The sequence below is a fragment of the Bradyrhizobium sp. USDA 4502 genome (genome assembly GCF_054063355.1).
Map to the genome: position 1 here is coordinate 888,761 of NZ_JBSSGF010000001.1, position 20,094 is coordinate 908,854.

18 protein-coding genes are annotated in these 20,094 nt (G+C 64.5%); 6 read left to right on the top strand and 12 right to left on the bottom strand.

What is annotated here, in order from left to right; all coding sequences use genetic code 11:
* Positions 1-110: 110 nt before the first annotated feature.
* Genes ACVW1B_RS03970 through ACVW1B_RS04005 form a run of 8 tightly spaced genes read right to left on the bottom strand, consistent with a single transcriptional unit; the run spans position 111 to position 8,870 of the window.
* Positions 111-857, bottom strand: coding sequence for an NAD(P)H-dependent oxidoreductase (locus ACVW1B_RS03970; RefSeq protein WP_456821187.1), 747 nt, complete (start codon positions 855-857; stop codon positions 111-113).
* Between the two features lie 4 nt (positions 858-861).
* Positions 862-2,022: an ABC transporter substrate-binding protein gene (locus ACVW1B_RS03975; protein ID WP_456821188.1), complete on the bottom strand. Its 1,161-nt coding sequence runs from the start codon at positions 2,020-2,022 to the stop codon at positions 862-864.
* 33 nt (positions 2,023-2,055) lie between these two features.
* A complete protein-coding gene (locus tag ACVW1B_RS03980; protein WP_456821189.1) occupies positions 2,056-3,102 on the bottom strand; it encodes a branched-chain amino acid ABC transporter permease in 1,047 nt (348 codons plus the stop codon).
* Positions 3,102-3,974 (bottom strand): branched-chain amino acid ABC transporter permease, encoded by an 873-nt coding sequence (locus ACVW1B_RS03985; protein ID WP_456821190.1) that lies wholly within the window; start codon positions 3,972-3,974, stop codon positions 3,102-3,104. The genes ACVW1B_RS03980 and ACVW1B_RS03985 overlap by 1 nt, the downstream gene beginning before the upstream one ends.
* Positions 3,975-5,909, bottom strand: a complete 1,935-nt coding sequence (locus ACVW1B_RS03990) for an AMP-dependent synthetase/ligase (RefSeq protein ID WP_456821191.1) — start codon at positions 5,907-5,909, stop codon at positions 3,975-3,977.
* Positions 5,909-6,703, bottom strand: a complete 795-nt coding sequence (locus tag ACVW1B_RS03995) for an ABC transporter ATP-binding protein (protein WP_456791820.1) — start codon at positions 6,701-6,703, stop codon at positions 5,909-5,911. The genes ACVW1B_RS03990 and ACVW1B_RS03995 overlap by 1 nt, the downstream gene beginning before the upstream one ends.
* Positions 6,700-7,554, bottom strand: coding sequence for an ABC transporter ATP-binding protein (locus tag ACVW1B_RS04000; protein WP_456791821.1), 855 nt, complete (start codon positions 7,552-7,554; stop codon positions 6,700-6,702). Before ACVW1B_RS04000 ends, ACVW1B_RS03995 begins: the two co-directional genes overlap by 4 nt.
* Before the next feature lie 5 nt (positions 7,555-7,559).
* A complete protein-coding gene (locus ACVW1B_RS04005; RefSeq protein ID WP_456791822.1) occupies positions 7,560-8,870 on the bottom strand; it encodes a phytoene desaturase family protein in 1,311 nt (436 codons plus the stop codon).
* A gap of 246 nt (positions 8,871-9,116) precedes the next feature.
* Here ACVW1B_RS04005 and ACVW1B_RS04010 point away from each other — a divergent pair, with 246 nt between their 5' ends.
* From ACVW1B_RS04010 to ACVW1B_RS04025, 4 genes are all read left to right on the top strand, one after another.
* Entirely contained in the window at positions 9,117-9,752 is a 636-nt protein-coding gene (locus ACVW1B_RS04010) for a TetR/AcrR family transcriptional regulator (RefSeq protein WP_253603235.1), read from the top strand.
* A 194-nt stretch (positions 9,753-9,946) separates the two neighbouring features.
* Positions 9,947-10,435: a DUF417 family protein gene (locus ACVW1B_RS04015; protein WP_253603233.1), complete on the top strand. Its 489-nt coding sequence runs from the start codon at positions 9,947-9,949 to the stop codon at positions 10,433-10,435.
* 525 nt (positions 10,436-10,960) lie between these two features.
* A complete protein-coding gene (locus tag ACVW1B_RS04020; RefSeq protein WP_456791823.1) occupies positions 10,961-12,091 on the top strand; it encodes a serine hydrolase in 1,131 nt (376 codons plus the stop codon).
* A 131-nt stretch (positions 12,092-12,222) separates the two neighbouring features.
* Positions 12,223-12,537 (top strand): hypothetical protein, encoded by a 315-nt coding sequence (locus tag ACVW1B_RS04025; RefSeq protein WP_057018843.1) that lies wholly within the window; start codon positions 12,223-12,225, stop codon positions 12,535-12,537.
* A gap of 10 nt (positions 12,538-12,547) precedes the next feature.
* Here ACVW1B_RS04025 and glgA read toward each other — a convergent pair whose 3' ends face one another.
* Together glgA and glgC are read right to left on the bottom strand one after the other, a co-directional pair.
* The gene (glgA, locus tag ACVW1B_RS04030; protein WP_456821192.1) at positions 12,548-14,002 is read right to left on the bottom strand and encodes a glycogen synthase GlgA; all 1,455 of its coding nucleotides are present in this window, start codon (positions 14,000-14,002) and stop codon (positions 12,548-12,550) included.
* Positions 13,999-15,261 (bottom strand): glucose-1-phosphate adenylyltransferase, encoded by a 1,263-nt coding sequence (gene glgC / locus ACVW1B_RS04035; protein WP_092083855.1) that lies wholly within the window; start codon positions 15,259-15,261, stop codon positions 13,999-14,001. Before glgC ends, glgA begins: the two co-directional genes overlap by 4 nt.
* 247 nt (positions 15,262-15,508) lie before the next feature.
* Here glgC and ACVW1B_RS04040 point away from each other — a divergent pair, with 247 nt between their 5' ends.
* On the top strand, positions 15,509-16,741 hold the full coding sequence (locus tag ACVW1B_RS04040) for a rhodanese-like domain-containing protein (RefSeq protein WP_456821193.1): 1,233 nt from the start codon (positions 15,509-15,511) through the stop codon (positions 16,739-16,741).
* Positions 16,742-17,262: 521 nt separating this feature from the next.
* On the opposite strand, the gene ACVW1B_RS04045 is transcribed toward ACVW1B_RS04040, so the two are convergent.
* Positions 17,263-18,258, bottom strand: coding sequence for a hypothetical protein (locus ACVW1B_RS04045; RefSeq protein ID WP_456821194.1), 996 nt, complete (start codon positions 18,256-18,258; stop codon positions 17,263-17,265).
* Between the two features lie 204 nt (positions 18,259-18,462).
* Between ACVW1B_RS04045 and ACVW1B_RS04050 the strand changes: the two genes are divergently transcribed.
* Entirely contained in the window at positions 18,463-18,654 is a 192-nt protein-coding gene (locus tag ACVW1B_RS04050; RefSeq protein ID WP_456821195.1) for a hypothetical protein, read from the top strand.
* A 109-nt stretch (positions 18,655-18,763) separates the two neighbouring features.
* Here ACVW1B_RS04050 and ACVW1B_RS04055 read toward each other — a convergent pair whose 3' ends face one another.
* Positions 18,764-20,062 carry a serine hydrolase domain-containing protein gene (locus tag ACVW1B_RS04055; RefSeq protein ID WP_456821196.1) on the bottom strand — a complete coding sequence of 433 codons (1,299 nt, stop codon included), beginning with the start codon at positions 20,060-20,062 and terminating at the stop codon, positions 18,764-18,766.
* Positions 20,063-20,094: the final 32 nt, after the last annotated feature.

Sequence of the window (20,094 nt, forward strand, 5' to 3'; positions counted from 1 at the left end):
GGGGGAGTCTCCACGAGCGTTTCTGGCAGCGCGTCTGCGGATGCGGCCCCTCACCCCAACCCTCTCCCCGTAAGAACGGGGCGAGGGAGCAGACCTACGTCCGGGTCATGTCATTTCTGGGCATGAGCGCCCTGGCCGACCGTCTGCGCCGCAATGCCCGGCTTCAGCCGCCAGTCCTCGCCAAAATCCGCGAGCGGGTGGAAGAACAGCGGCTCGGTGGTCTCGAGCTGCCGCAGCCGTTCGGCATAGTCGTTGAGATAGCGGCGCCGCATGGCCTCGTCGACGAAGTTCACTGAATACGACACGAACGGCGGCAGCACCTTGCAGCCGGCATAGGCCAGCATGCCGTTCTGGATCGGCCACAGCACCACATCGAGCGCGCCGACCAGCCCGTCGGGCGCGCACATGCCGGGATAGGCGGCGGTCGAGGTCACGACCATGGCGCGGCGGCCGGCAAGGCCGCCGGTGTCGTAGCGGCGGCCGCTGCCGTAAATTGCGCCATTGACGAACACGCGATCGATCCAGCCTTTCATGATGGCGGGGACGGAGAACCACCACAGCGGAAACTGCAGGATCAAGAGGTCGCACCACAGCAGCTTCTCGATCTCGGCGGCGATATCGCCGCTGAGCGCCCCGTGCTGCAGGTTGTATTTCTGCTCGCGGTCATATTGCAGCCGGTCGGGAAACCGCCGCGCGCCAAAGTCTTCGGCGGTCGCCACCGGGTTGAACCGCATGGCGTAGAGATCGGAGATTCTGACCGTGTGCCCGAGCGCGGTCAGTTCCGCCACCGACCGCGCCAGCAGTGCAGCGTTGAACGACTGCGCCTCCTGATGGGCAAAGACGATCAGGACCTTCATCTCTCTAGTTCACCGGCTTGAAGCTGAGCGTCGCGGCATCGGCCTGCATGATCTGCAGCTTCTGGTTCGAGAAGCGGACGCCGGGACCGAAGCTGATCGGCGCCATCACGCCGGTCTCGACATTCTTGGTCTTCTCCAGTTCCGAGATGGTGCAGGCCCAGGTCGGCTGCTTGCCACAGCGCTCGATTGCCGCGATCAAGACCTTCGCGGCGGCATAGCCGGTCATGGTGTAGCGGTTGATGCCCTTGAACTCGGCCTCCGACACCAGCGGCTTGGCCTTCTCGAGGAACGCCTTGCCCGCCGCGCCGGCGAACGGCTCGACATAGTCGACCGCGTAGATGCCGTCGCCGGCCGGGCCCATCAGCTTCAGCACCGGCTCGATGCGGCCGGGCCAGAAGATGCCGGTCACCGGCTTGATGTTCAATTTCTCGAGCTCTTTTGTCATCGCGATGTTCTCGGCGATGATGCCGCCGGCCAAAAATACCTCGGCGCCGGCATCCTTCAGCTGCAGCATGTCGGACGAGAAGTCCTGCTGGCCCTTCTTGTAGTTGCCGCTGTAGACGACGTTCAGCTTCTTGCCCTTGACCACGGAATCGAAGCCGTCGCGCACGGTGATGCCGTAATCGTCGTCCTGGGTGATCAGGCCCCATTTCTTGCCGGGGTTCCTGTCGGCGAGGAAGTTGACGAGATGGATGATTCCCTCCTCGTAGGATTGGCCGACCACGAACACGTTCTTGCGCGCCGGCTCCCACAGGAATTTGACCGGCGCGACGTCGATCACGGTCGGGATACCGGACTTCTCCAGCACCGGCATCACAGCGATCGACTGGCCCGAGCCGGAGATGCCGAGCATCGCGAAGACCTTGTCGACGTCGATCACCTTCTTGACGCCCTGGATGGTTCGCGCTGTGACGTAGCCGTCGTCCTCCAGCACATATTTGATCTTGCGGCCGTTGATGCCGCCGGCGGCGTTGGCTTCGGCGATCGCGATCTTGTGGCCGATCGAGGCGGCGACGCCCAGCAGCGCCGGCGGGCCGGTCAGCGGCTCCACGTCGCCGATCAGGATCTCGCTGTCGGTGATGCCGGGATCGGCGGCAGTAGCCGGGCCGGTCGCGAGACAGGCCGTGGTGAGCAGCAGCGCAACTGCTGCCAGGTGTCTGATCATTGTCTCCTCCTCATGGTGTTGCGTCTTTTTTGATTAGTAGCGCAGCGGCCAGTGCACCCAGGTCCGTTTGATGTCGTGCCAGGCGCCGACCAGCCCCCGCGGCTGGAAGCGCAGGAACAGGATGATGACGAGGCCGTAGAGCATGCTCTTCAGCTCCTGTGCGCCGGTCGTGAAGGTCGCATCCATCTGCGCGCTGAACAGGCTGAAGACGAGCCGCGTCGCCTCCGGCAGCAGCACGATCAGGATGGTACCGAGCACCGCCCCGAGCGCGGAGCCGAGCCCGCCGACGATCAGGATCGCCAACGCCTCGATCGAGAGCAGGAACGGAAAGCCCTCGACGCTGACGAAGGAGAGATAGATGCCGTACAGCGCGCCGGCGATGCCGGTGATGAATGCCGAGGTGACGAAGGCGAACAGTTTGTAGGCATGCAGGTTGATGCCCATGACGCGCGCCGCCGTGTCGTTGTCCCTGATCGCGACGAAGGCGCGGCCGACCCGGCTGCGGCGGATGTTGAGGGTGGCGAACAGCGTCAGCCCCGCGATGCCGAGGCAGAGATAGGTGAAGGCGGCATCGCCGTCGAAGCTGATGCCGAAGATCTCGGGCCGCTGCACCTGGATGCCGCGCGCGCCATTGGTGAGCCAGCGCATCTCCAGGATCACGGTGTTGATAATGAAGGAGAAGGCGAGCGTGGTGATGGCGAGGTAAAGGCCCTTGAGCCGGAGCGACGGCGCGCCGACGATCAGGCTCGCCAGTGCCGGCACCGCGCCGGCGCCGAGGAAACCGACCAGCGGCGGCATATGGTACTTCGAGACCAGTACCGCATAGGCATAGGCGCCGGTGACGAGGAAGCCGACATGGCCGAGCGAGATCAGACCGGTGTAGCCGGTTAGTATATTGAGGCCAAGCGCGCCGGTGACCGTGATCAGGATGATCATCAGGAACGACAGCGCGTAGGAATTCAGAACGTAAGGCGCTGCGATCAGCGCCAGCAGCAACACCGCCGACCATAGCCAGACCGGCGGGGAATCGATCAGCGCAACCAGCTCGCTATAGCTCTGCTTGTAATCGCCGGTGCGCATCACACCCTCTCGATGTCACGTTCGCCGAAGATGCCGAACGGCCGAATCATCAGCACGATGATGATCATGGCAAAGCCCGCGACCTCCTTCATGCCGGAGCCGATATAGCCGCCGGCAAGGTTCTCGGTGATGCCGATCAGGAGGCCGCCGAGGCCGGAGCCGAGCACGGCGTCGAGGCCGCCCAGGATGGTGGCCGGAAACGCCTTCAGCCCGAGCTGGAACATCGCCGGCGACAGGTCGTAGGACAGCGCAAAGAACACGCCGCCGATGCCGGCGATCACCGAAGACGCGGCCCAGGCCAGCGCATGAACTCTTGTTGCGCTGATGCCCATCAACAGCGCCGTGCGATCGTCGGCTGCGACCGCGCGCATCGCAACCCCGACCTTGCTGTAACGGAAGAACGCCCAGATCGCGGCGAGCAGCAGAAGCAGCGTCGCGATGACCGCAATCTGCCCGGTACGCACGCCGATGCCGCCGAGATGCACGATGCTGCGGCCCATGCCGATATCGAGGCCGTGCGGATAGGCGTCCCAGATGAAGTTGATGGCGGAGCGCAGGATCACGGCGAGCCCGATCGTGACCATCACGGTCGCAAATACCGGCTCGCCCAGCATCGGCCGCATCACGAGCCGCTCGATGATCAGGCCGAGCAGGACAGCGGCGAGAATCGCACCCACCGCGGCGACGAACACATTGCCGCTGACCGTCGTCGAGATCGTCCAGGCGATATAGGCGGTGATCATGGTCATCTCGCCCTGTGCGAAATTGACCAGCCCGGTGGACTTGTAGATCACTGCAAAGCCCATCGCGATCAGCCCGTAGATCGCGCCGATCGCGAGCCCCGAGATCAGCAGCTGGATGAGATACTGCATTCAGCCCTCCGCCCGGTAGATGATGGCGAGCTCGCGGGCGAACTTCTTCTCGATCATGGCGCGGCGTACCTTCTGGGTGGCGGTCAGCTCGCCGTCGTCATGGTCGAGCTCCTTTTCCAGGATGGCGAACCGCCTGATGTTCTCGACCCGGGCGAACCGCTTATTGGTCTCGTTGACGACGCGCCCGACCAGGTCATTCACTTCGGGAAGCTGCGACAGCGATTTGTAGTTGGTGTAGGCGAGCGCCCGGTCGCGCGCCCAGCGGCCGACATTGTCGTAATCGACCTGGATGATGGCGCCGAGATACTTCCTGGCCTCGCCGACCACGATCGCTTCCTTGATGAATTCGGAATCCTTCAGCGCATTCTCGATCTCGGACGGCGCGATGTTCTTGCCGCCGGCGGTGATGATGATCGCCTTCTTGCGGTCGACCACGGCGATCTCGCCATTGTCGAGCACGTCGATGATGTCGCCGGTGCGCAGCCAGCCGCCGGGCTCCAGCGAGGCGGTCGAGGCCATTTCGTCGAGGAAGTAGCCCTTGAAGACGCCGGGGTTGCGCAGCAGGATCTCGCCGTCGGTGTCGCACTTCCATTCGGTCTGCGGCAGCGGCACGCCGCAGCCGCCGATCCGGTGATGGTTTTCGGTCTGGATGAAGGCGACGCCGCCGCTTTCGGTGAGGCCATAGCCTTGCGACACCGGGCGGCCGATGATGTCGAAGAAGCGCAGCGTCTCCGGTGAGATCGAGGCGCCGGCGCAGAGCCGGTGCCGGCTGTGGGCGAAGCCGAGATGACGCTGCAAATTGCGGAACATTAGGAGATAGAGCAGCCCGTAGGCGGCGCGATCGAGCCAATTGTCGTTGCCGGCCTGTCGACGGTCGGACAGCGTGCGGCCCGAGGCCAGACAGGCCCTGGTGAAGCTCTGGCGCAGGCGACCGCTCTCGCCGAGGCGGAACAGAAAGCCCTGCTGCAGCTTCTCATAGATGCGCGGCACGCCGACGAAGAAGGTCGGTGCGATCTCGCGGATGTTGATCGCGACGGTGTCGATCGATTCGGCAAAGGAGACGGTGCCGCCGAGCACCAGATGGGTCACGGTGCCGTAGCAGCGCTCGGCGACGTGGCACAGCGGCAGGTAGCTCACCGCCTCGAACGGCTTGTCGGCAATGCCCACGGTCCTGGCGTAGGCATAGGCGGCGTAGACGAGATTGCGATGGGTCAGCATCGCGCCCTTGGGCGGACCTGTCGTGCCCGAGGTGTAGACGAGGATGCAGACGTCGTCGGGTGCACCTTGATTCATCAGGCGTTCGAGCGTCGCGTCGGCCTCCGGATTCTGCTGGGCGTAGGCCTTGCCGCGCTCGCACAATGCGGCGAACGACATCAGCTCCGATTGCTGGTAATGCCGCAGGCCCTTCATGTCGACGCAGACGATAGCCTCGAGGTCCGGCAGGCCGCCATTATTGGCCATCGCGTCGAGCACCTTGTCGGTCTGCTCCTGGTCGCCGGTGACGACGATGCGGGCGCCCGAATGCTTGACGATATATTGCAGCTCGACCCAGGGATTGGTCGGATAGATGCCGACCGCGACCGCGCCGATCATCTGCGCGCCGAGATCGGCATAGAACCATTCAGGCGTGTTCTCGCCGGCGATGGCGATGCGGTCGCCCGGCTTGATGCCGAGCGAGAGCAGGCCGAGCGCCACCGCGCGCGCGGTGTCGTAATAGTGCCGCCAGGAATAGGGATTCCAGATGCCGTAGTCCTTCTCGCGCAGCGCCAGCGCCTCGCCGTGCATCGCTGCGCGCTGCCGTAGCAATTGCGGGATAGTGATGGCGGCATCCGCAAGCGTAGCCTGCAACGCGTCGGCGCCGGCTGCCGGTGGGTTGCGCGGCGTGCTCGCTTGCAGCGGCGGATGAGCGGTGCGCAGGCTGTCCAGCGTCGACATCACGCGCCCACCTTTGCCATCGCTCCAGTGCGCTGGCCGCCGAGATAGGCCTCCGCGACCGCCGGATCGCGCTTGATTTCGCCAGGCGCGCCTTCGGCGATCTTGCGGCCGAAATTCAGCACATGGACGCGGTCGGAGATGTCCATCACGATGCGCATCTCGTGCTCGATCATCACGACGGTGATGCCGAGCTCGTCGCGGATGTCGAGCACGAAGCGCGCAATGTCCTCGGTCTCCTCCTGGTTCATGCCGGAGACCATCTCGTCCAGCAGCAACAGCTTCGGCTCGCAGGCGAGCGCGCGGGCGAGCTCGACGCGCTTTTGCTGGCCGTAGGACAGCGTGCCGACCACGGCGTCCCTGATATGCTCGATCTCGAGAAATTCGATGATGTGCTCGACGCGCTGCCGTGCCGCGATTTCCTCCTTGCGGGTACGTCCGTAAAACCACATCGCATCGAGCACGGTCGAGCGGAGGTGGGTGTGGCGGCCGGTCAGGATGTTCTCGACCACGGTGCCGTGCTTGAACAGCGCGAGATTCTGGAAGGTGCGGCCGATACCGACGGCGGCGAATTTCCACGGCGAGATCGTCGAGAGGTCGATGCCGTCGAACGTGATGCGGCCGCCGCTCGGCCGCAGCACGCCCGAGATCATGTTGAACAGCGTGGTCTTGCCGGCGCCGTTCGGACCGATCACGCTGCAGATCTCGCCGGGCGCGACGCGCAGGCTGGCATCGGCGACCGCCTGCAGGCCGCCGAAGCGCTTTGACAGATTCTCGACCGTGAGCAGCGCGGTCACGACAGCCACCGCTTGCGGCGCTTGTAGTGCTTCACGTCGCGCAGGCTCTTGCGACCGGTGGAGGAGACGCCGAGATAGAATTCCTGGACGTCCTCGTTGGCGGTGAGCCTCGCTGCCGTGCCGTCGAGCACGACGCGGCCGGTCTCCAGGATGTAGCCGTAGTCGGCGATGTCGAGTGCGCGCTGCGCGTTCTGCTCGACCAGCAGCACCGTCATCTTCAGTTCGTCGCGCAGCCGGACGATCACCTCATAGATGCGGTCGATGATCAGCGGCGCGAGCCCGAGCGACGGCTCGTCGAGCGCCAGCAGCACGGGATCGGTCATCAACGCGCGGCCGATCGCTAGCATCTGCTGCTCGCCGCCGGACATGTAGCCGGCGATCTGGTCGCGCCGCTCATATAGCCGCGGAAACAGCGCGAACACCTTGTCGCGGCGCTCGCGCGCCTCGGCGCTGGTCCTGGTGTAGCCGCCCATTTGCAGGTTCTCGTCGATGGTGAGCGCCGCGAACACGCGGCGGCCCTCCGGCACCTGCACGATGCCGCGGCGGACCAGTGCGTCCGGCGCAAGGCGATGCACCTCGTCACTACGGAAGCGGATGCTGCCGTTCTCGATCACGCCTTCCTCGGTATAGAGGATGCCGGACATCGCCTTCAGCAGCGTCGATTTGCCGGCGCCGTTGGAGCCGAGCAGGGCGACGATGCTGCCCTCGGGCACCGCGATCGAGATGTCGCGGATCGCCTCGATCGCATTGTCGTAGACGATCCGGATGTTGCGGAATTCGAGCAAGCCATCCTGCGCCGGCGCGGCCTGCGGCGCTGGTTGCGGCGTCGGATGCGGGATGGTGGTCGGCATCGCGTTCAGACCCCGCCTGCTGACCGGCGAGGGCGCGCGGCGAGGATCGCATCGGTGACGAGCTTGGCGGTCTCGGCGCAGGCCTGCGTGCCGCCATTGCCATATTGCTTCACCGCGTCGCCGACGCACCACAGGCCCTCGATACCGGTCTCGCGCGGCAAATCGTAGCCGGCGCAACTCCGTTGTGCCGGCCAGTCGTCGCGCATCACCCGGATCGACAGGATTTTGGCCTGGTCGAAATTCGCGAACTGCTCGCGCAGATCCTCGAGCGCGAGCTGGACTTCTGCATCGGAGTCGAAATCGCCGAGCGCGGGCACCGGCACGGCATAGGCGACATAGAGGTGCCAGCCGGGCGGCGCCAATTCCGGACAGGTGGCCGAGAGGTTGGCCATGTTGCAGAGCCGGCGCGTCTTGCCGAAGGTGACGATGCCGGGATGATTGATCAGCGGCTCGCGGCTCGCGACATTGATGACGATGTTGGCGGCCGGGCGGAGGTCGTTCTTCACCCTGGCGATATAATCCGCCGGGAACGCCTCGCTGCCGGCAAGCGCGACCGTGGCCTTCGGTCCCGCATTGCTGATCACGAGATCGGTGTCGATCCGCACCCGCTCGCCGTTCCTGAGCACGGTGACGCCTTCGACCTTGCCGTTCGCGGTGTGGATCGTGGTCGCCGGTGTTTCGAGCCAGATGTCGCCATTGCGCCTGACAGCGTTGCCGAGGCTGTTCCAGACCCCGATCGTGCCCTGCGGGCAGAAGCCGAATTTCTTGAAGGCGCCCTTGCTGGTGAAATAGGTGAGGAAGGCGCGGGCCGGCAGCTCCGCGGCGTTGCAGGCGAAGATCGCCGCGCAGAGATTGCGGAACAGCGCGTGCACGGTGGCGTTGCTGGTGTAGCCCTTCAGCCAGTCCTCGGTCGATTGCCGCCCGTCGGGCAGGTTGCCGGAGCGGGCGTCGGCGAATTTCTCCAGGATGCGCGAGGCCTGCTTGGTCAGTTGCCCGAGCAGCAGCGACCAGCCGCCGCGGCCGACATCGATCACCTTGCCGTCGATGAAGAACGAGCTCGCGGGCTCCGGCGCGCGGATGTCGAGCGGGGCGCCGACGGTGTGGAAGGTTTCCTCGAACACGCCACCGAACTCGATCGCGATCGCGCCGATGTTGACCTTGAAGCCGTCGATCTCCTTGGTCGAGGCGCGTCCGCCGAGCCGGTCCTTGTCGTCGACGACGAGCGTATGCAGCCCGCCATGGGCGAGGCGCGCCGCGGCGCACAGCCCGCCGGCGCCGGCTCCGATCACGACAGCATCGATCCTCTGAGAATCCACGCGCAACCTCCCGCGATGCCGCCGGGTTGCTCCCGGCGTGCGCAATCCGCTTGCTTGATGGAAGGTAGTCTAATATAATCCGACCGGTCGTTCAAATTATTTTTTGAGCAGGTCGCTCGTCGCACGGGCGATCGAAGAGTTCTGGTGGAGGGTGCCCGAAGGGGAGGAGAGCCTGGGGCTGCGGTAGTATAGAGAGAGGCAGTCGCCCGATTCCGGCGGCGCCGATGGTGCACGAGAGAGACGGCAATGGCGCGGACGCGCTCAGAGAATTACGACGAGATTCAGCGGAACATTCTCACCACTGCCTGCGGCCTGTTCGCGCGGCAGGGCTACATGCGTGCCTCGATCGCCGACCTTGCGGATGCCTGCAAGCTGTCGCGCGGCGCGCTGTACCATTATTTCGATTCCAAGGAAGCGATCCTGTTCGCGATCCTCGACGCCCACATCCGCGAGATGATCACCGACGTCGAGGCCGCGATGGCCGCAAAGGCGACGACGCTGGAGCAGTTCCGCGCCGCGATCCAGGCCATCGTCGCGCTGAATGCGCGTTCGAGCGATGAGCAGCGCGTGATCCTCAACGACCTCTCGTTCCTAGGCGAGACCGAGCAGGATGCGATCAAGGCGCTGGAGCGCCAGCTGGTCGACACGGTCTCGGATCTGCTGGTCAAGCTCGACAAGGAAGGCAAGATCGTCAAGCGGACCAAGAAGATCTACAGCATGATGCTGTTCGGCATCCTGAACTTCAGCCACACATGGTACGATCCGAAGGGCGGGATCGATCCAGGGGAGTTCGCCGACATGGTGGTGGACCTGTTCCTGTACGGCTTCACCATGCCGGTGCCGGCAAAGGACGCCGCGCGTGCGCTGCGCCAGCGCGCGTGAGGCCATCGCGGCGCGCTTCGCGACCTCGCGCCGAAGACATCTCTCGCAGCGATTATTCCTCATCTCATCTGCACATCATCGTGAAGGCCGAGACGCTGTCCCGCGTAACGAACGCGCGGCGCGCTGCGTAGTTCTGCCACGAACGCCGCATCAGCGGCTGATGATGACATCGCAGCGAGGGAAGAAACAACCGCATGAATCTGTCGTTCAACATCGCCGAACAGGGCGAGGGGTCTTATCGAGCGCTCGCGATCCTGCGCTGGGTCATGGTCGTGATCTTCGTGTCGTTCGGCATGCAGAAATTCACGCTGCAGTCGGCGCAAGGCATCGCGCAGTTCATCAGCAACAGCCCGTTCATCTCGTGGCTGTCGGTGTTCGGTCTCCGGGGCGAGGCCTATGTGCTCGGGGTGGCCGAGTTCGGCATTGCGGCGCTGCTCGTCGCCGGCGCGTTCAGCCCGCTTCTCTCGGCGATCGGCGCGCTGATGGGCGTCATCACCTTCGCGGTGACGTGGTCGTTCTTTTTCACGACGCCGGGGGTGGTCAAATGGAGCCTGTCGACCGATCCGATGGCCTGGAACCTGGCCGGCGAGTTCCTGTTCAAGGACATCGTGCTTCTGTGCGTCTGCCTCGTGCTGCTGTTGGCGTCGTTGCCGCGGTCGATCGTCCGCTCGCGCGCCAAATAGGTGTCGCGCCGCGCATCGATGGTTAACCAATGGTTAAACAGTCATCGCGCGCATCCGGCATCTGGAACAGGACAAAACGTCGCGGACGACCGTGTCTTGAAAATCGAATCCGATCGGCTTATGCAACCTTCGATTGACGAATTGTTGCTAGGAAGAAACGTCCCCGGTTGGGAGCGGAATGTGACGAAGTCAGAAATATCCTTGGCCCGATCGGCAAGCGCCGATCTTGCCTTTTCGTCGAAGCCCACTCCCGTCATTTTCAAACGTCCCGCATTTTTTAGTTCGATTGCAGTTCCCGCACCGTGGCTGGAGTGGGAGGGCGGTCGCGATCGCGGCATCCGGAAGTGACCACCGGAACAGCGATCGGGCCGCCCCGTCCCCAGCCGGGCGGGTAACGGCGCAAGACGCGCAATCGTGAATTCGGACGCTTGGGTTCCACCGCTAGGATCGTGATGTCGCCATCTCTCGATGGTGAACAGACTAGTCTGCAGGTCGCATCGCAACATCGTCCCGATTTCGTTCATCATGAGACAATGGCTCACCGTTCGGATCGCGGCCGTCCTGTTCGTGGTCGCTGGTAGCGTGCTTGGGGTGGCGCGCGCGGATTCCGACATGGATGCGCAGATCAGGGACATCGTCACGACGGAACTCGCGCCGACCGCGACTGCGGCCGACCCGGGCGGCCTCGCCGCGGCGGTCTATGCCGGCGGGCGGGTCGCGTTCTTCAACTACGGTTTCGCTGATGACTCAGCGAAGCGACCGGTCACCCCGGACACGCTGTTCAACCTCGCCTCGTTGCGCAAGCTGTTCGAGGCGACGCTGGTCGCGCTCGGCACGGAGCGTGGCGAATTGCGGCTGGACGATCCGGTCAGCAAGTATCTGCCCGAGCTCAACGGCAACTACGTCAGCCGCGTCACCATCGGCGAACTCGTCAATCATACGTCGGGGCTGCTGCTGCCGACCGATCATCCGCCATGGCCGGTCGGGACCTTCAGCCGTGATCAGTTCATCGCGATGCTCAATGCATGGACGCCGCCGGCAGGAGAGCAGCCGGGCAAGCAGCGCATCTACAGCCATGCCGGCTATGTCCTGCTGCAGCTGGTGCTGGAGCGGCGCTATGAGATGCCGATCGCGACGTTGATCGGGAGCCGCATCCTCAAGCCGCTCGGAATGACGTCGACCTTCGTTCCGGACCGCAGCGAGGACAACCGCGCGAGGATGGCGCCCGAGCTGATGCAGCGTGTGGTTCAGGGCTACTCCCACGACGGCACGGCGATCGGTCCGCCGGGCAATCAGCAGCGCTATTACGATTTTCCAGGCACCGGCCAGATGTTCTCATCGGCGCGCGATCTCGGCATATTGCTAGGCGCCTGCCTCGACGGCGCGGTGATCGATCCCGAATTGCGCGCAGCGTTGCAGATGACCGAGCGGGAGAGTTTTCGCGTCGACGAAAAGTTCGGCCAGGCGATGGCATGGGAGCATGTGCGGCTGGACGGCATCACCGTGATCGACAAGCCGGGCGGTCTCAATAACGCCTCGGCCTATGTCGGCCTGGTGCCGGCGCGCAGGCTCGGCATCGTGCTGCTCGCCAATCGCGGCGACTATCCGCACGAGATCGCGCGCTACAGGATCTTGCCGGCCCTCGCGCGACTTTAATCGCAGGACGTGCCAGTCCAATGACACGGCCTGCGCGGCAGGGCAGAGGATGCATGCAAAAATCGCGATGGCGCGGAACCATGATCGGCTGTATAAGCCGGTAGCTTCTTCCCCATTTTGAAGAGGCTGATATGACCGATCTGTATCCTGATTTGCACAATTGGCTTTCGCAACAGCCCCATGGGCTGCGAACCTTCAGGACCTTCCAGCAAAAACTCGAGATTCTGAGCAAGGACGACCCGGAGCAACGCGGCGTTTGCCGGCTGCTGAGCGGTCTCGTCGGCAATTACGTCGAAACTTTCGACGAGGAGCCGCTGCCCGTCGCGGTCGCCGACCGCGCCTATGGCCGGCTGCTCGATCTCGTCGCAAGCCTTGATCTCAAGGGAAATCCCGACCGGCGCCTCGCCGACATCAACCGCATCGCGTCCTGCGATCTGCTGAACTGATCGCGGCGGCTTAGCGCCGCATCGTCGCGAGCTCGCGATAGAGCGCGGCGTAGCGGCCGGCGCGATTGTGCCAGGAGACATCGGTGGCCATGCCGGCCTGCTGCAGCCGGCGCCACGTCACCTTGTCGTTGAACAGCAGGTTTGCCTTGCGCAAGCCATGGGCAAGCGCATCCGAGGTTACGGGTGCGAACTTGACGCCGGTCGGCGCATCGCCGGTGATCGCGACTTCGTCGAAGTCGAGCACAGTGTCGGCAAGGCCACCGACATTGGCGACAACAGGGACCGCGCCGTAGCGCAGCGCGCACAGCTGGGTGAGGCCGCACGGCTCGAAGCGCGACGGCACTGCGAGCGCGTCCGCGCCGGCCTGGATCAGATGCGCCAGCGCCTCGTCGTAGCCGATCACGACCGCGATCCGTCCGGGATTGTCGCGCGCCAGCGCGGTGTAGCGGTCCTGCAGGTCGCGATCGCCGCTGCCGAGCAGCGCAAGCTGAATGCCTTCGCCGAGCAGCGTCGGAATGTTCTCGAGCAGCAGGTCGAGGCCCTTCTGCCATGACAGCCGGCTGATGACGCCGAGCAGCATCGCATCCGGCGCCGGATCGAGCCCGAAGCGCCGCTGCAGCGCCGCCTTGTTCACCGCGCGATCCGCCGGCTGCTCGGAGCTGAAGCGCGCCGCGATGTCGGGATCGGTGGCCGGATTCCACACCGATATGTCGATGCCGTTGAGGATGCCGCTCAGCACGTCGGCGCGTTCGCGCAAGAGGCCGCCGAGCCCCATGCCGCCCTCGTCGCTTTGAATCTCCCGCGCATAGGTCGGCGACACCGTGGTGATGCGGTCGGCGAATTGCAGGCCGGCCTTCAACAGGCTGATGGTGCCGTAATATTCGACGCCGTGGAGCGCGTAGGATTCGCTCGGCAGGCCGAACGCGGCAAGCATGTCCGGCGAGAACTGGCCCTGATAGGCGAGGTTGTGCACGGTCATCACCGTGCCGGGCCGTGGTTGCCCGGCATAATGCAGGAGGGCGGGTGCGAGGCCCGCCTGCCAGTCATGCGCATGCACGATGTCGGGGACGAAGGAGGTGATCGCGCCCCGGCCGATCTCCGCCGCCATCCGCGACAGCGCGGCAAAGCGGATGCCGTTGTCCGGCCAGTCGCGTCCGTCCGGGCCGACATAGGGATTGCCGGGGCGCGCATAGAGATGCGGCGCGTCGAGCGCGAACAGATCGAGGCCATCATGCGTGCCACCCAGCACGCGGATCGGCCCGCCGTAGAATTCCGGCCGGTGCAGCAGCGTCTCCGCCGAAGCCAGCGCCTTGAGCACGTCGGGATAGCCGGGCACCAGCGTCCGCGTCGTGACGCCGTGTTGCTTCAGCGCCGCCGGCAGCGCGCCGACCACGTCGGCAAGGCCGCCGGTCTTGACGATCGGGTAGACTTCAGAGGCGACTGCGAGGACGCGGATGGGCGTCATGTCCCCAGCCTGTCGATCATCGACTGCGTGATCAGCGTGATGCCGTTCTCGGTGGTGCGGAAGCGCTTGCCGTCGAATTCGGGATCCTCGCCGACCACGAGCCCTTCCGGAATCCTCACCCCGCGATCGATCACGACGTTTCGGAGCCGTGCTCCGCGTCCGACATTGACATAGGGCATGATCACCGCATTCTCGATGTTGGCGTAGGAATTGACGTGCACGCCGGTGAACAGCAGGGAGCGGCGCAGCGACGCGCCCGAGATGATGCAGGCACCCGAGACCAGCGAGGTCACCGCCTGGCCGCGTCGTCCGTCCTCGTCATGCACGAACTTGGCGGGCGGGGTGATCTCGGCATAGGTCCAGATCGGCCATGATCGATCGTAGAGGTCGAGCTCGGGCACCACGTCGGTGAGATCGATATTGGCGCCCCAATAGGCATCGACGGTGCCGGCATCGCGCCAGTAGGAGCGGGGATCGTCGCCGGAGCGGACGCAGGAATCATTGAACTGATGCGCGATCGCCCGGCCGTGCTTCACGATATAGGGGATGATGTCCTTGCCGAAATCGTGGGCCGAGTTCGGGTCAACGGCATCGCGGCGCAACTCGTCGAACAGGAATTCCGAATTGAAGACATAGATGCCCATGCTGGCCAGCGACTTGTCGGGCTTGCCGGGCATCGGCGGCGGATCGGCGGGTTTCTCCAGGAAGGACTGGATCAGGCCGGTCTCGTCGATATGCATGATGCCGAAGGCGCTGGATTCAGCCCGCGGCATTTCAAGGCAGCCGACCGTGACATCGGCGCCGCTTTCGACATGCTGCTTCAGCATGATTTCGTAATCCATCTTGTAGACGTGGTCGCCGGCGAGCACCAGGATGTACTTGGTGCCGTGCGCTTCGAGGATGTCGATGTTCTGGTAGACCGCGTCGGCCGTGCCGACATACCACATCGTTTCGGAGACGCGCTGGCTTGCGGGCAGGATGTCGAAACTCTCGTTTCGCTCCGGCCGGAAGAAGTTCCAGCCGCCTTGCAGATGCCGGATCAGGCTGTGCGCCTTGTACTGGGTCGCCACCGCGATGCGGCGGATGCCCGAATTCACCGCATTGGATAGCGCGAAATCGATGATGCGCGACTTGCCGCCGAAATAGACCGCGGGCTTGGCGCGCTTGTCGGTGAGCTCCTGAAGCCTGCTGCCGCGTCCGCCGGCCAGCACGAAGGCGAGGGCGTGACGCGACAAGGGTTCATTTCCGACTGATCTCATGGTCATCCTCCCAGAACTTCAGGCTGGCCTCGCTACCTTCTCTTGTCCGGAAGGCCTGATCGGGCGCCAACGGGGCCGATTGGGAACGTAGCAAGTGCATCCCGGTTGAGCAAAGCGGGATGGCGGGCTTTCGTTCCCCGGACCCCCGCTCGTGAAGATCGGGGTTGCGGGCCGGTTAAAGCTATTGACGAGGCGTGATTTCGGCCTAGAGCAAGCCTGCCGTTTTCTTCTGTCAGGCCAGCATTCCATGACACTTGCTTCCGTCACGCCCCAGGACATCCGCGCAACGCTGCTGCTGCGCCGGGAGATCGCGCTGCTCGACGTCAGGCATGAGGCGGAATTCGCCACCGGCCATCCGCTGTTTGCCGCCAACATGGCGGCCGGCCGGATCGCGCTCGAAGCCGAGCTGCGATTGCCGCGCAAGGACGTGCCGATCGTGCTCTATGACAATGGCGAGGGGCTGGTCGCGGCCGCCGCCGCGCAGTTGATGGTGCTGGGCTATGGCAATGTCGCCGCGCTCGCCGGCGGCTTGCAGAGCTGGAAGGCGGCCGGTTACGAGGTGTTCGAGGACGTCAATTCCTACGCCAAGGCGTTCGGCGAACTGGTCGAGTCGCGCAGGCACACGCCGTCGCTGAGCGCCGACGAGGTCGCCGCGCTGATCTCGGACAAGGCCAACATCGCGATCCTCGATGTCCGCCGCTTCGACGAATACGCCACCATGAACATCCCGGGCTCGGTCAGCGTGCCCAGCGCCGAGCTGGTGCTGCGCGCCGGCAGCGCGGCGCCGGATCCCGACACCACCATCATCGTCAACTGCGCCGGCCGCACCCGCTCGATCATCGGCACGCAGTCGCTGATCAATGCCGGACTGCCCAACAAGGTGCGGGCGCTGCGCAACGGCACGATCGGCTGGACGCTGGCGAAGCACGATCTCGAGCACGGCGCCAGCAAGCGCGGCGGCATCGGTCCGTTCGAGGGCGCTGGCGACAATGCGCGCGACGTCGCCTATCGCGCCGGCGTCCGTCACATCGGGATCGATGAACTCGCCGCGCTGGACGAGGACGCGCACCGTACGCTGTATCGCTTCGACGTGCGCGATGCCGAGGATTACGCGGCCGGTCACCTTGCCGGCTTCCGCCACTATGCCGGCGGCCAACTGGTGCAGGAAATCGACATGGCCGCGCCCGTGCGCGGCGCGCGCATCGTGCTGAGCGACGACAAAAACATCCGCGCCGACATGACGGCGTCCTGGCTCGCGCAGATGGGCTGGGAGGTCTATGTGCTCGACGGCGGCTATGACGGCCGGCTCGAAGTCGGCCCGCCGCGCATCGTGCCGCGGCCCGATCCCGCGCACCGCTACCGGCGCCCCTATGAAGGCACCGGCGTCGCGGAGCAGGCGATGCAGGCCTATCTCGATTGGGAGTACGGCCTCGTCGAGCAGCTGCGCCGCGACGGCACGCACGGGTTCTATGTGATCTAGCAGATGACGTGGTGACGGCGGGGCGACCGCATCGGTGCCGAGACGCAGGGGCGCACTGCCAAAATATCGAAAACAACCCCATGCAAAGGAGCCGGTGGCCGCCGGCGGACACGGCAACTTGACTCGTCGGGCAAATCAGTGGTACTTTTCCATTATTCAGAAATCGTGCCGGCATGGTCGTTCCTGCGAGAGCAGGGACCCATAACCACAAATGCCAATTGCTGGGCGATGCTGGAACGACGAATTCCTTCAACAAGTCCGCCGCGGAGTATGGGTCCCTGCTCCCGTGCGCAATTGCGCACTAGGCAGGGACGACGTGTTGGAGGAGCCGCGGGCTCTCATCTCTCCGGTGCCACGCCCCGCACAGGCATCCAGTACGGCGCGGCCTTAAGCACGAACGCCGTGAGGAGTCGGATCGCATCTATCGATGCGACCCGACCTAACAGCGAGCTTCGCTCGTCTCGACCCCGCAAGCCGGGGAGATACACCGAGTTTGCTGCGAAGCGTAACCCAGCCCGCCGCTATTTCGGCAACGCCACCGGCGTCAGCTTGAACGGGCCGGGGTCCTTGCCCTTGTTGTCGCCGATCACGTAGGACAGCTTGCCCTCGGCGACCCAGCCGACATCGCCGACCTGCGTCACCGAGACCGGCTCGGCGAGGCCATCCTTGATGGTGTCGATGGTAGCCTCGCTGCCCTTCACCGTGACCTTGTCGAGCTTGCCGTTGCCCTCGATCAGCAGGAAGCCGCCGCCATGCGCCCGCAACGCGTCGGCGTGGTCGAGCGGCCGCGACGGCTTCAGCTCGGTCACGGCGCCGGCCTTGCCGTCCTTCATCTCGATCTTGAACAGTTTTGCGGGAATGAAGGTGGTGACATGAAGATTGCCGTCGGCGCCGATCGCGATGCCGTCGAGCCCGACGCCGTCCTTGGCGGGCGCGAGCTGCGGATCGGTCGCGAACGTCGCCAGCGCGGTGCCGCCCGCCTTCAGGCTGTAGACGAACGGCGCAAAGGAATCGCTCACATAGGCGGTGCCGTCGGCACCGACCACGATGTCGTTGCAGAACGATTTCGGATCGCTCAAGGCAAAGCTGCCCTTCGGCGCGCCGCTCTTGAGATCGAAGGTTTTCAGCCAGGCGCCCTTGGTGTCGCTCGGCCCCGCCACGCCCATAGCGCTGATGTCGTTGGAGCAGACATAGAGCGTGCCGCTCTTCTCGTCGGCGAGCACGCCCAGCGTCGAGCGGCTGTCGGCGGCGCCCGGCTTGACCAGCTGCTCGGCCTTGCCGCCCGAGATCTTGGTCACGCCGCCATGGTTGAAGCTGCCGACGTAGAGCGTCCCGTCGGAAGTCGAGGTCACGCTCTCCGGAAAACTCTTGTCGGGAACGCCGACCGCAGCTGTTTCGGCGCGCACTGCGCCGGCCGCACCGAGCGCAAGGATGATGGCCGCTAGCGATGCGCGGCGGATCTTGAGCAGTTCTCCCGTTGCGCGCGGACGTCCCGCGTCGCCATTGTTCTTTATCATGATCGCGTTTCCTCAATGAACCTGGTTGGACCAGGCAGGATTTTCTTGGCGATCGTCTCCGGTCGATGGTTGTTGTCTGCAGGGTTCCCGACCGGATTGTTCACCCGCCTGCCTTGTCGTCACGATATATACGATAGTATATAGCGTGAGGGAAGCAGCGGAGAGGAAGCTGCGACGGCTGGAGAGCGCGTCATGGAACGGGAATTGGCGTTGCGCCATCAATGCGTGTGCTGCGGTGGCATTATCGATGGGATCGTCGACGACGATGCGATCGGCCTCAATGCACGGATCGGCCTGTTTACGGACGGGTGTTCGTTCGTCTGCGACGAATGCACCGCGAGCCTGATCGCGGCCGCAGCGCGGCGCAGGCAGGAACCGGTTCGGCGGAAGTCGTAAGGCGGGAAGGTTTCCGCGTCATTGCGAGGAGCGCAAGCGACGAAGCAATCCATCTATCCCCATGCGGAGAGATGGATTGCTTCGCTGCGCTCGCAATGACGGTGGGAACTCAATCCGGGCTGAACGCGTCGTAGACCAGCTTGCGGAACGCGGGCGTAATGCGCTGGCGCTCGTTCTGGGTCTGCTCGAGCATGATGTAGATCATGTCGAGCTTCGGATCGACGCCGAAATAGGTGCCGCTGCCGCTGTCCCATTTCAACTCGCCGATCGAGCCGGGCGGTGGTGGCTTGGCAATGCCGGGATCGGTGCGCACGGCGATGCCGTAGCCATAGCCGAAGCCGTCGCCGGGAAAGTACCAATAGTCGCGGCCGACACCGGAGCCCGGCCCGATATGGTCCGTCGTCATGGTCTTGAAGGCTGCGGGGCTGAGATAGCGCTTGCCGTCCAGCTCGCCGCCGTTGAGCAGCATCTGCGCGAAGCGCGCATAGTCGAGGATGGTCGACACCAGACCGCCGCCGCCGGATTCCCACTCCGGATGCGCGCGCCGGTCGTTCTCGCCCTCGATCAGGATGGTGTCCGAGGGCAGCGGCTCCGCCAGCCGCGTCCCTTCGGTCTCGGCATCGAGCACGTATGAGGTGTCCTTCATCCCCAGGGGATCGAACAGGCGCTCCTTCTCGAACTGATAGAGCGTCTTGCCCGAGACTATCTCGATCACCCGGCCGAGCACGTCGGTGGAATGACCGTAGCGCCACAGCGTGCCGGGCTGTCGCGACAGCGGCAGCTTGGCCAGCCGCGCCACGAATTCCTTGTTGTCGAATTTGCCGTCGAACAGATGTCCTGCGCGGTAGATCTTCTGGATCCAGTCGGCGCCGATATATTCGTAGGTGATGCCCGAAGTGTGCCGCATGATATCTTCAATGGTCACCGGCCGGATCGGCGGCACCAGCTCAACCTTGGCCGGATCGTTTCCGCCGTCCGGTTCGATGGCGACCTTCACGTCGGCGAAAGCCGGAATGTATTTCGACAGCGGGTCCTGCGGCGACAGCTTGCCCTCGTCGACCAGCATCATCGCGGCGGTGTTGGTGATCGGCTTGGTCATCGAATGCAGCGCGAACATCGTGTCCGGCCGCATCGGCGATTTGGTCGTGACGTCGCGATAGCCGAAGGTCTTCAGGTAGACCGGCTTGCCGCGCTGCTGGATCAGGATGACCGCGCCCGGAATCTTTCCTGTCGCAACCTCGTTGTCAAAGAATGCGGTGATGCGTTCGAGTTTTTCCGGCACCGGGGCAGGGGCATCGGAGGCGCGCGCCGCGCCTGATATGACAACTGCAAGACAACCGATCGCGGTCACGGCTCCGCGAAGCGACAGCACAGCACGGTGGACTGCCTGATCATACCCGCACGACATTGAAAAGCCTGCCCCTGCCTGATGCCCTGAGC